This window comes from Sphaerisporangium sp. B11E5 (assembly GCF_039871875.1).
In the GTDB taxonomy this organism is placed as follows: Bacteria; Actinomycetota; Actinomycetes; order Streptosporangiales; family Streptosporangiaceae; genus Sphaerisporangium.
The window spans coordinates 251,222-264,350 of record NZ_JBDPMD010000003.1; the positions used below are offsets into that span (position 1 = coordinate 251,222).

Annotated in this window: 1 protein-coding gene; it reads right to left on the minus strand. The window is 73.9% G+C overall.

Annotated features, from left to right (window positions below; translation table 11 throughout):
- Position 1: 1 nt before the first annotated feature.
- Positions 2-13,111: an amino acid adenylation domain-containing protein gene (locus tag ABGB17_RS05015; RefSeq protein WP_347626581.1), complete on the minus strand. Its 13,110-nt coding sequence runs from the start codon at positions 13,109-13,111 to the stop codon at positions 2-4.
- Positions 13,112-13,129 lie beyond the last annotated feature (18 nt).

Below are 13,129 nucleotides of genomic sequence, written 5' to 3' on the forward strand. Positions count from 1 at the left end.
TTCAGGCACCCCTTCTCGCTCGGTCGCCGTTCGTCGTGAGTTCGAGGTCGAGGATCGAGAGCGGCCGGTGCGGCGGGCCCGCCTCACGGGTCCCCTCGGGCGCCGTCCGCGCGGCGGGCACGGACGTGCCGGGCCGCTCCGTCCGCTCGGGCCGCTCCGTCCGCTCGGGCTGCTCCGTCCGTCCGGGCCGCTCCGTCCTCTCGGACTTGTCGAGCCACAGTCGCCTGCGGGTGAAGACCGGGGCGGGCTTCGGCTCGCGTGGAGGTGGCGCGCCGTCGCGTGCGCCCGGCGGGAGCTCGCTCACGATCAGGTGGGCGTTGGTGCCGCCCAGGCCGAACGAGCTCACGCCCGCGACGCGCCGGCGTCCCGTCGCGGGCCAGTCCCGGGTCTCGGTGGCGGGGTAGAACGGGGAGGAGGCGAAGTCGAACCGCGGGTTCGGGTTCTCGCACGCGAGCGTCGCGGGGATCCGGCCCGTCTCCACGGCGAGCGCCGCCTTGAGCAGGCCGGGGACGCCGGCGGCGGTCAGGGTGTGGCCGATGTTCGTCTTGACGCTGCCGATGGCGCAGACGCCGGTCTCCGAGGTGGTCTCGCGGAACACCTCGGTCAGGGCGCGCAGCTCGATCGGGTCGCCGATCAGCGTGCCGGTGCCGTGCGCCTCGATCAGCCCGATGTCCCTGGCGGTCCGGCCCGCGTCCGCCAGCGCCCGCCGGACGACCTCGGCCTGGGCCTTCGGGTTCGGGGTGGTGATCCCCATGGTGTGCCCGTCGTTGTTCACCGCGACGGCCTCGATGACCGCGTGGACGCGGTCCCCGTCGGCGAGCGCCGCCGCGAGCGGCTTGAGCAGCACGACACCGCAGCCCTCGCCCGGGACGAACCCGTCGGCGCTCGCGTCGAACGTGTGGCACCGTCCCGTCGGCGACAGGGCCTTCGCCGCGCTGAGCTGCAGGTAGTCGTTCTCGTCCAGCAGCACCTCGACGCCGCCGGCGAACGCGAGCTCGGCCTCCCCCGCCAGCAGGCTGTTGCAGGCCAGCTTGACGCTGACGAGCGCGGAGGAGCAGGCGCTGTCCACGACGAGGTTGGGGCCGCGCAGGTCGAAGTGGTGGGCCACTCTGGCGGCGATGAAGTTCTGGTCCGCGGCCAGACCGCCCGGGCGGACGCCGGCGCGGCGGCCGTAGTCCGACATGCGGGCGCCCATGAAGACACCGAGGTGGCGTCCGCGCAGCTCCGCGTGGTCGTAGCCGGCGTCGCTGATCGCTGTGGCGCAGCACTCCAGGACGAGTCGGATCGCGGGGTCCAGGCCGCGGGCCTCGTCGTCGCTCATCCCGAAGTAGCCGGGATCGAAGTCCTCGATGCCGTCGACGAAGGCACCCCACTTGCTGATGCTGCGTCCCACCTGGGGCTCTGGGGCGTACAGCGTCCGGTGGTCCCAGCGGGACCGCGGGACCTCACGCACGGCGCTGCGGGCCGCCAGGAGGTTGCCGAGGAAGGTGGCGATGTCGGGGGCGTCGGGGAGGCGGCAGGCCATGCCGATGATCGCGACCTTGCCTGTGGTGTCCATGCCTGCCTGGGGTCGCGCCTCGGGGGCCGGGGCGGGCTTGTCCTCGGTCTCCACCGCAGTGGGCTCGTGGAGGCCGAGGTGGTCACGCAGCCGGTCGAGGGTCGGGTGGTCCAGCAGGGTGGACGGGTCCAGGCTGCGGCCGGTCCTTTCCTCGATGCGCTGGACCAGTTCGGCGAGCATCACGGACTCGACGCCCATGTCGCCGAACTCCATCGTGGGGTCGAGGGCGTCCGGGGGGATGCCCAGGGTTCTGGAGAAGAGGTCGGTGAGCCAGTCCTCGTCCTGGGTTCGGCGCCGGGGCTTCGCGGGGGCCTTGGTCGCGGTGACCGTGAGCAGTGTGTCGGGGTCGTCGAGGGGCTCGGTCTGCGGGGGGCAGGGGACGATCGTGGCGCCGTCCGGCAGTGCCAGCACACGGTCCAGCACGCGGAGGCCGTCCTCGTCGCCGAGGGTCGCTATGCCGTAGGGGGCGCAGGGGTTGGGGGCACCCTTGGCGCCGCCGGACTCGTGCCACTGGGGCCAGTCGACGGAGCGGAACTCCTGGTGGCCGGAACGGTTCCGGTAGCCGGTGTAGAGGTCCATGAAGGTGTTCGCGGCGGCGTAGTCGGAGACGCCGGCGGCCAGGCGGGGGACGGCGGCGCTGATGGAGGAGAACGTCACGAAGAACGTGAGCCGGTCCGTGGCGCAGGCTTGGGCGAGGATCTCCAGGCCGGTGGTCTTGGGGGCCAGGACCGTTTCTATGTCGTGTTTGTCCTTGTGGGCCAGGGAGGGGCGGCCGCGGCTGCCCCGGCCGGCGCAGTGGACCACACCGGCTACGGCGCCCAGTTCGCCGCGCACTGATGCCAGGAAGTGGTCGATGGCGGTTCTGTCGGTGAGCGGGCCGGTGTGGACCATCACCTGTGTTCCGGCCTGCTCCAGTGCGGCGATGGCTTCTTCCTGGTCGGGGGACTGGAGGGGGCGCTCGCCCAGCAGGGCCAGCTTCCTCGCGCCTCTCGTCACCAGGTGCTGTGCCACTCGTGCTCCGAGGCCTCGGGTGCCGCCGGTCACGACGTAGACGGCGCCGGGGTCCAGGGCCGGGACGGCGTGGGGGGCGGTCAGGGGGCGCAGTGCGGGGCGGTGGCGCTGACCGTTCCGGTGGCAGATCTCGGTGTACGGGGCTCGGGTGGCGGCTTCGGCGAGGATGGCCCTGGTGTCCGGCTCGTCGATGTCCAGGACGGTCGCGGCCACACCCGCGAACTCGGTCGAGATCATGCGGACGAAGGACGCCATCCGGGCACCCGCGAGGCTGGGCCGGGGACCGTCCAGGTCGAGCACGCCTCGGGTCACGTGGAGCACTCGCAGGTCGGCTCGTCCTCCGAGGGCTCGCCGCAGCAGTTCCAGCCGGTCGAGCTCCTCGGTGGGGGTCGATCGTCCAAGGTCACACAGGTCGATCCAGCCCACGAGGTCGGCGGGCAGCTCGACCCCCGGTCCAGGGTCGTCCACCAGGACGACCCTGTCGCGGCCCAGGGCACCGGCCAATTCGTCCGCCAGTCCCCGGGACTCCTCGGTGAACAGGCAGAGGACACTGCCGGGAGCGTCGATCCCGTACCCGCTGAACTCTCCGGCCTCGACCCAGCTCTTCACATACAGCGGGATCTCCACGTCCTCCCGCCCGCCGTCCAGACCGGTCCCCCGCCGCACGACGGCGCCGGATTCGCCGTACCACGTCCCGCCGTCCCGGCGCCGAAGAGCGGATGCCTCCCCGACGGGCGGAGCGACGCGCTCCGCGCTGCGCGGACCCACGTCCGACGCGACGCCGTTCCCGGTGGACGGAGCGGCACGCTCCGCGCTCCGCGCGCCAACGGCCGGCGCGACGCTCTCCCCGGCGGACGGAGCGGCGTGCTCCGTGTCGTGCGGTTCCGCGGTCGGTGTGGTGGGGGTGGGGAGCCAGCAGTGCATGCGGGTGAAGGGGTAGGTGGGCAAGGGGACGATCTGGGCCTCGGGGGGGCGGCGGGTTTCCCAGTTCACGTGGCCGCCGGTGGTCCAGTGGTGGGCCAGGGTGGGGAGGTCGGGTGGGGTGGTCTGCCAGGAGGAGGGCTCTTGGCCGTCGTTTCCTGTGGTGGCGCGGCCTTGTATGGCGGGGGTGGGGGCGCCTTGGGTGAAGCGGGTCAGATGGTCGATGAGTTCGTCGTGGGTGGAGACGATGAGGGCCAGGCGTTCGCGCAGGGGCTCGCGGCCTACCTGGAGGGTGTAGGCGATGTCGCGCAGGGACGGGGACTGGTCGTCGTGCGTGCGCAGGAGGTGGGTGGCCAGTTCGCCGGCGGAGAGGCCGGTGGAGGCCTGGCCGGAGGCTATGCGGCGGAGTTCCTGCAGCAAGGCGGCGGGGTCGGACGGGGGGTGGTCGCGGCGCAGGTGGTCGGCCAAGCGGGTGCAGACGGCCTGGAGGCGGTTCTCGTCGCGGGCGGAGAGGACGATCAGTTGGGGGTGGCCGTCGGGGGTGGGGGCCGGGCGGGGGGTGGGGATGTGTTCTTCGATGACGGCGTGGGCGATGGTGCCGCCGGCGCCGAAGGAGCTCAGGGCGGCGCGGCGGGGGGTGCCGTCGGAGGGCTCGGTCCAGGGGGTCAGGTGGCGTTGGAGGCGGAAGGGGATCTCGTCCCAGTCGATGTTGGGGTTGAGGGTCTCGGCGTGCAGGCTGGGGGCCAGCTTGCCGTGGCGGAGCTGGAGGACGATCTTGGTGAGGCCGGCTATGGCGGCGGCGGGTTCGCCGTGGCCGAAGTTGGACTTGATGGAGCCGATGGGGATGCTGCCGGGCTTCAGGCCGGCGTCGCCGAAGGCGCGCATCAGGGCGGCCGCCTCGATGGGGTCGCCGAGGTCGGTGCCGGGGGCGTGGCATTCCACGTAGCCGATGCCGGACGGGGGCACGCCGGCGTCGGCGAGGGCTCTGCGGACGACCTCGCCCTCCATGGCGGCGCTCGGGACGGCCCAGCCGTTGGTGCGGCCGGTGTGGAGCACGGCGGTGCCTCTGATGACGGCGTGGATGCGGTCACCGTCGGCGCGGGCCCTGGACAGGGGCTTGAGCAGGACGGCGCCGGCCATCTCGGCGGGGACGAAACCGTCGCCGCCGGCGCCGAAGCTGCGGCAGACACCGTCTCCGGCGGACATCTTCATGCGGTCCTGCTGGATGAACTTGTTCGGGTGCAGGGACAGGTTGACGCCGCCCACGATGGCCGCCTCGCACTCGCCCTGGCGCAGGGACCGCACGGCGAGGTGCAGGGCGGTGAGGGACGAGGAGCACATCGTGTCGATCGACATGCTGGGGCCGGTGAGGTCCAGGTGGTACGAGACCCGGTTGGCGATCCCGGCGGGGGTGGCGCCGGTGTCCTGCGCGGCGCCGCGCAGGGTGTTCTCCACACCGAAGTACGGGTACTCGTTGTGCATCACCCCGGCGTAGACCGCCACGTGCGAGCCGTGCCGCTCACGCAGCCGCGTCCGGGGGTACCCGGCGTCCTCCAGGGCCTCCCAGACGACTTCGAGGAAGATGCGCTCCTGCGGGTCCATGAGGGCGGCGTCGCGGGGGGTGATGCCGAACAGGTACGGGTCGAACTCGTCCACGCCGTCGAGGAAGCCGCCGCGCATGATGCCGGCGGGCCAGCCCTCGCGGACCCGCTCCTCGGGAACGCGCCGGGTCGAGTCACGGCCGGCGGCCAGGTTCTCCCAGAGCGCGTCCAGGTCGGGCGCGTCCGGGTAGCGGCCCGCGATGCCGATGATCGCGATCCCCTCCCGGAACGGGTCCTCGGCGCCGTCCTGGGCCGGGTGACCGATGCTGCCCTGGGACGGGCGGCCGGCGCCGTCGTGAGACGGGTCGTCGGCGCCGTCCTGGGACAGGTGTCCGGCGCCGCCCTGCGACGCGTGTCCGGTGCCGCCCTGGGACGCGTGTCCGGTGCTGCCCTGCGACGGGTGGTCGGCGCCTGTCTGGGACAGGTGTCCGGTGCCGTCCCGGAACCGGTCCTCGGTGCCGTTCCGCGCGGTGTCCCCGGCCGGCACGGGGCGTGCCGCGGCGGTGACCGCCTGCCGGGACGGCGCCCGACCGGTGTCCGCGGCGACGTCACGCCGGGACGGCGCGGCCGGCGCGCCGGGGGCGCGGCGGCCGGCGCGGGCCAGGGCCGCGGCGACACCCGCGAGGTCGGTGTGCTCGTAGAAGAGCGTGCGGGAACGTTCCCCTAGGTCCGCGTGCAGGCGGGTGTTGAGCTGCGTCACCATGAGGGACGTCAGGCCGTACTGCTCCAGCGGCACGTGCTCGCTCAGCCGGCCGGCCGGGATGCCGGACACGTCCGCGTAGACGCTCTTGAGGTACTCCCGCAGGCCGTGCTCGTTCCCGGCGCCGGGACGCTCCTGCGGCGCCGGCGCTTCCTGGACCTCGGCGCGCGACGGCACGGGCTCGTCGCCACGCGTGGGCACCTCGCGGCGCGCGGGCACCTCGCCACGCGCGGGCACCCGGCCGCGGGGGCTCTCGATCCAGTAGGGCTCCGCGGCGAACGGGTACGTCGGCAGCGGCACCCGGGCGCCGGGCACCGGCCAGTACGGCTCCCAGGCCACTTCCTGCCCGGACGTCCACGCCGCCGCGGCCTCCACCTCGGTGGCCGGCGGCTCGCCGGAGGCGGTCCGGGGGCTGTCGGCGACGCCGGTGGTCACCGCGTCGTGGTGCTCCCCGGCGAGGAAGGCGCGCAGGGCAGCACGCAGGCCGTCCACGTCGGTGCAGGTGATCGCGAGCCGGTGGGCCAGGGCGGCGCGGCCCGTCTGGGTGGTGAACGCGATGTCGGCGAGCTCGGGGACCGTCTCCTGGCCGAGGTGGCCGAGCAGGCGGCGGGCCGAGGCGGCGAGCTGGTCCGCGCCGGCCGCCGACAGCAGCACGGCGTGCGGTTCGCCACCGGCGCGAGCAGGGACGTACTTCTCGTGCCGCGCGGGTGAGCGCAGCACCGCGTGCGCGTGCGTGCCGGTCGCCCCGAACGCGTTGACCAGGGCGATGCGCGGCTCGTGCTCCCAGGTGCCGAGCCGGTCGGCGATCTCCACCGCCGTGCCGTCGAGCTCGACCAGCGGGTTCGGGCCGCCGGACACCAGGGTCGGCGCGATCCGTCCATGCCGGATCTGCAGCAGGACCTTGGTGAGCTGCGACATGCCGGACGCCGCCTCCAGGTGGCCGATGTTCGGCTTGACGGTGCCGGCCGCGACGGGTTCCTCGCGCTCGCCGAAGACCTCGGTGAGGGCCTCGACCTCGGCCGCGTCGGCGAGCCCGGCCCCGGCGGCGGCGCATTCGACGTAACAGACGTCCGCGGGGTCCACGCCGGCCCGGTCCAGGGTCTCCCGCATGGACGCGGCCATGGCGCCGGCGCTCGGCGCGGTGAAACGGCCCGCGTGGCCCGCGTGCGCCGTCCAGGTGGCCTCGACGACCCCGTGGACGACGTCACGGTCACGCACGGCGTCGGAGGCCCGGCGCAGCAGCACGGCCCCCGCGCCCTCGCCGACCGTCCAGCCGGGGTTCTCCGCGTCGAAGGCACGGCCCGCGGGGTTCTCGGCGAGCAGGCCGAGCCCGGCGAGCACACCTGTGTGGTAGTCGTCGGCGACGAGGTTGACCCCGCCGACCACGGCCGCGTCGCACTCGCCGCGCCGCAGGCTCTCCGCGGCCAGGTGCAGGGCGGTGAGGGACGACGAGCACGAGGTGTCCACCGCGATGCTCGGGCCGGTGAAGCCGAAGAAGTGGGAGATGCGGTTGGCGGTCTCCGAGGAGGTGGCGGAGACGACGGCGTCGCCGCCCTCGCGCCAGGCGGCGGCCCCGGCGTGCTGGTAGTCGTGCCACATCGCGCCGACGAAGACCCCCACCCGGGGCGCGGCGCGGCGCAGGGACGCGGCGGTGTGGCCGGCGTCCTCCAGGCACTCCCACACGCTGTGCAGCAGCAGCCGCAGTTGCGGGTCGAGCGTCTCGGCCTCGCGCGGCGCGATGTGGAACAGCAGGCTGTCGAACCGGTCGATGTGGTCCAGGTAGCCGCCGGGCACGCCGCCGCCGCGCGGGCCCGCGCCGATCGCGGAGACCCCCTCGGTGAGGTTGCGCCAGAAGCCGTCCAGGTCCTCGGCGCCGGGGTAGCGCCCGGCCAGCCCGATGATCGCGACACCCTCGCGGGGGCGGTCGGCCGCCGGGGCGGCCCGCCCCGTGAACATCGGCGTCTCGCCGGTCCCGGGGGCGCGCATGGCGAACCGCGCGGGGCCGCCGAGGAAGGCCTGGAGGAACCGGTGGCCGTCGTCCAGCGCCAGCCGCTCCCGCAGGGGCGTGAAGGCGACGTCGCCGACGGGGCACAGGCCGATGCCGCACGCCGCCTGGCCGGACATCAGGAGCTGGCCCATGTACCCGGCCTCAAGGGTGAGGTAGCGCAGGCTCTGCTCGGCGTACAGGGGCTCGATGCCCTTGGTCTGGCCGACGAGGTACAGGCTGAAGCCGGCCTGGTCGTACAGCGGGCGGTTGTAGACGAAGTGCAGGGACCTTCCGGGGTCCGGGCGGTCGTCGAGGAGCTGGAGCACGTGCTCGCGGGGGTTGTAGTAGTAGACGCCCTCGGCGATCCCGTCCACCGCGCCGCGCTTCACCTGCACGTAGACCTGCACGGCGTAGGTGTCGCCCGCGGACGGGTACAGGTGCCGCTCGCGCCCGCCGACGGTGGCCTCGCGGAGCAGCCCGAGGAGCTTGCAGAACGAGCGGTACGGGATGCCGCCCGCCGCGAACTCGCGGGTGCTGGCCCGCCAGGCGTAGTGCTCGTCCGCCACCTCCGGCCGGTCCAGGCGGATGACGCTGGCGGTCGGCTCCAGGGGGCGCAGGTTCCAGGCGGCCTCCTTGAAGCGTGCCCGGTCGTCGGGCGAGAAGAACTCGACCTCACCGGGGCCGTCCTGCGGCGCGGGGCGTGCGGCCTGGTCCTCGGCCTGGCCTCCCGCCTCGTCACCGGCCTTGTCACCGGCCTTGTCACCGGCCTTGTCACCGGCCGAGGCGGGGGCCGGCTCGCGCAGCTCCTGGGCCGGCCTTTCGGAGTGCTCCGGCTGAGGGGCCGCCGCCGGCCGGGCGGCGGCCGGCTGGGCGGGCCGGTCGCCGGGGAGGGCGCCGGCCACGACGGCCGCGATGGCGTTGACGGTGGGCTCGTCGAGCAGGGACGAGACCGGCACCCGGCGGCCGTGCTTCTTCCGCAGGGCCTTGGAGACCTGGACCATGGTGAACGACGTCGCGCCCTGGTCCCACAGGTCCGCGCCGGGGTCGATCTCAGGGACCGCCAGCAGGTCGGCGAACAGCGCCGATATCTCCGCGACCAGTTCAGGTGAGGGCTCCGGCCCGGCGGGCCCGGACGTGGCGGCGGGCTCGGGGCCGGCTTCCGGCTCGGAGGGGGTGGGGTCGCCGGTCAGCGGCCAGGGCAGGGCGTCGCGGTCGAGCTTGCCGTTCGAGGTGGCGGGGAAGGTCGTCACGAAAGCGATGTAGTTGGGCACCATGTACGCGGGCAGCGTCTCGGCCGCGTGCCGGCGCAGCTCGGCGACGGACGGCGGCGGGGTGGTCTCGGCGATGACGTAGCCGACGAGCTTCCGCTCGCCCGACTGGTCGTCCCTGGCGAGCACCACGACGTCCCGCACACCCGGGTGGCCGCGCAGCCGGTGCTCGATCTCGCCGAGCTCCACCCGGAAGCCGCGGATCTTCACCTGTGTGTCGGCCCGCCCGAGGAACGTGATCACGCCGTCGGGGAAGTACGCGGCCCGGTCCCCGGTCCGGTACATGCGCTCCCCGTCCACGAACGGGTCGGGCACGAACCGTTCCCGGGTCAGCTCCGGCTGGTTGCGGTACCCGAGGCTGAGGCAGTCACCGGCGATGTAGAGGTCGCCCTCGACGCCCACGGGGCACGGTTCGAGGTCCTCGTCGAGGATGTAGTACCGGGAGTTGTCGATGGGCCTGCCGTACGGGATGCTCCGCCAGTCGGGGTCGATCTCCCCGACCTCGAAGTAGTTGGACCACACGGTGGCCTCGGTGGCCCCGCCGAGGCTGACGACGCGCGCCCGGGGGAACAGGCCGCGCACGGCGTCCGGCAGCGGCAGCGGGGTGTAGTCGCCGCTGAGGAACACCAGGCGCAGGTTCCCGGTGCCGTCGTGCCGGTCGGGGAACAGCGGCGAGAGCTGGTTCAGGGTGGTCGGCGCGGAGTTCCAGAACGTGATCGGCTCGGTGAGCAGGACGTCGAGCAGCAGCTCGGGGTCGCGCTGCTGCTCCTCGTCGGCGATGTACAGCGAGGCGCCGCGCCCGAGCAGGCCGAAGATGTCGAACACCGACAGGTCGAAGCCGAGGGACGTGACGCACAGGCCGACGTCGCCGGAGTCGAAGCCGAAGGTCCGGTTGCACCAGTTCAGCAGGTTGAGCAGCGGGCGGTGCGTCACCTCGACACCTTTGGGCTTGCCGGTGCTGCCCGATGTGAAGATCACGTACGCGAGGTCGTCGACGGAGTTGACCGGCTCGGGGTCGCCGCCGTCCGCGTCGTCCAGGTCGAGGTCCAGCTCGACGGTGCGCACGTCCCCGGGGACCGGCCAGCCCTCCGTCCCCGAGCAGGTCACCACGATGCCGCTGCCCGCGTCGTCCAGCATGACCCGGGCGCGCTCGGCGGGCAGCGTGGGCTCGACCGGCAGGTACGCGCCGCCGGCCTTGAGGATGCCGAACACCGCGGCCACCATGTCGGCGCCCCGGCACAGGCGGATGCCGACGACGGTGCCGGGGGTCACTCCCATGCGCTTGAGCCGCCACGCGATGGTGTTGGCCTTGTGGTTGAGCTCGCCGTAGGTGGTGGTGCCGCCGCGGGTGCGCAGGGCCACGGCGCCGGGGCGGGTGCGTGCCTGCTCCTCGAACAGCAGGTGGGCGGGGCGCCGCTCGGGGACCTCGCGGGCGGTGTCGTTCCAGGTGTAGAGGATGGTGTCGCGGTCGGCGTGCCGCTCGGTGCTCTGCCGCAGGGCCCGCTCGAACGCGGCGAACAGCTCCTCCAGGCGGCCGTCGGGGAAGCCGGCCTCCACCGCGTCCCAGAAGTACCGCAGGTGCCCGCCCTCCCGCACGATGATGCAGTCGAGGGCGACGTCGGGGGTGTAGGTCATCCACGGCCCGAGCTCGACGCCGTCGGGGAGCGGGTGCTCGTCCAGGTTCAGCGTGCTGGTGTAGACGACGGGGAACCCGTAGGAACGGGTGCGGCGCTCCTTCATGGTGATGCCGCGCAGCGCGGCGAGGCCTTCGAGGGTGCCGTGGGCGGCGTCGGCGTCGATCTGGCGGCGGTACGCGGCGGCCGCCGCCTCGGGTGTGCCGGGGGTGGTGACCCAGCTCAGCGCGGTGAACTCGCCGGGGCGGTGGCGTTCCGACTCCTCGGTCCAGCGGACGACGGCGACCGTGAACGGGTCGGTGAACCGGCCGGACAGGGCGCCGGTGAGCGCGGCCAGGATCACCTCGTCGGGCAGCCCGGCACCGGGGCGCTCCTCCAGGCTGCCGCTCAGCCGTACGCGCGGGGTGGGCGGGGACGCGAGCGGCGGGCCGGGAGGCATGCCGTCGAAGCGGTGCGCCCAGTAGTCCTTGTCGCCGGCGGGGGTGTGCTCGCCGGCGGGCGCCGCCTCACGGACGGCGGCCTCGGGGTCGGCGTAGAGGCGGAACAGGTCGCGCAGCACGACGTGGATGCTCCGGCCGTCGAGCACGGACAGGTCGATGGCGACGTGCGCCATGCCGTCGCGGCTCACCCGCAGGTCCCACTGCGGCCAGCGGCCGAGGGGGAAGGCGGACGCGGCCATGTCGTCGGGGCGGACGGCGTCCACCACGGGCACGGTCCAGGTACGCGGGGCGCGCGGGCGGGTGCGCAGGCGGCCGTCGTGGGTGACCTCGGAGCGCAGGGCGTCGTGGGCGGCGACGAGGCGCGTCCAGGCGGCCGACAGGCGGTCCACGTCCAGGTCGCGGACGTGGAAGCTGTGGTAGACCTGGCAGCCGTCGTAGTCGCAGGAGCCGTTGGCCCGGGGGACGTAGTAGGCCTTCTGCAGCTCGTTCAGCGGGCGTTCCACGGCGTCGCCGTCGGCGGCGAGGGCACGCAGGGAGTTGAGGAACGCGGCGTACGCGACGTCGAGGGCGCCGGGGGTGAAGCGGCCCGGGGTGACGTCCCAGCGGAAACGCAGGGCCCCGTCGTGCTCCCACATCTGGTGGTCGAGGGCGACGCCCGAGGTGCGGCTGAGGGCGTAGGTCACGGGCGGGACGGCGTCGTCCTGGGGGGCGTCGAGCAGGCTGGTGAACACCACGGGCAGGGGGCCGTTCGCGCGCAGCTCGCGCATGACGGTCACGCCGGACACCGAGGCGTGGCCGAGGTCGCTCCACAGGCGGTGGTGGACGTCGCGGATCGCCTCGTCGAGCGGCTCCCCGCGGGTGTCCTCGGCGACGAACACCGCGGTGGAGGTGAACGGACCGGCGATCTCGTCCACCTCGCGGGGCAGCCAGGCGCGGGCCGTGGTGGTGAGGGCGAGGGAGAAATCGCCGTCGCCGGCGAGCGCCTCGGCGAACAGCGTGAGCACCAGGGACGTCGGGGAGACGTCCAGGCCGGTGGCGACGCGGCGCAGGGAACGCCACTCGTCCGGTGTGAGCTCCCCGGTCATCGCGATGCGCTCCACGCCGTCCGGTTCGCCGGACGCGGCGCGCGGGCCGGGCGGCATGTCCCGCAGGCGGTCCTTCCAGTAGTCGAGGTCCCTGCGGGCACCCGGGCCCTGGCCGTACTCGTCCAGGGCGATGACGCAGTCGCGGGCGGAGACGGCGGCGGGGGTGAGTTCGCGGGCCGGGTCGCGGTAGCAGCGCCACCAGTCGCGCAGGAGGATGTCCAGGCCGCGGCCGTCGGTGACGCTCGCGTCGACACCGAGGTGCACGGTGCCGGGGCGGGTGACCTCGACCGAGAACGGGGGCCAGACGCCGGGCTCGTACACGTGGCGGGTGAGGCGGTCCCTGACCTGCTCCGGGGGGCCGTCGTGGACCGGCATGGACCACTCGGGGGCCTGTTCGAGCACACGCTGGGTGCCGTCCTCGCCGATGACGAGGCGCAGGGCGTCGTGGTGGTCCACGACGCGGCGCCAGGCCGTCTCGAGGCGGGCGGTGTCGAGGTCCGGCACCTCGAACTCGCGGTACACGTGGCAGCCGACCGGGTCCTCGGTCAGGTCCTCGTCCTGGCCGAGCACGTAGGCCTGCTGGATCGGGGTGAGCGGGAACGGCGCGAAACGGTCGCCGGGGCGCGGCGTGACCGCCGGCCCGGCCGGCCCGGCGTCGCCCGCCGGGGTGCCCATCTCGTCCGCGACGCGCTCCGCCAGATCGGCCGCGGTGACGCACTCACCGAGCCGCTCCACCGGGAGGTCCAGCGAGAACACCCGCTGGATCTCGAACCACACCCGTACAGCGGAGATCGAGTCCAGCCCGTGGTCCCTGAGGACCGAGCCAGGGGTCAGCTCGCCCTCGCCCGGCAGCACATCATCGAGCAACCGGATGACCGTCTCAATGACACTCTCGTTCGACACCATGGTCCTCCTCCCGTCAAC

Excerpts from the sequence above, each read along its gene's own strand:
- ABGB17_RS05015 (WP_347626581.1), bottom strand. The coding sequence starts at position 13,111 with ATGGTGTCGAACGAGAGTGTCATTGAGACGGTCATCCGGTTGCTCGAT.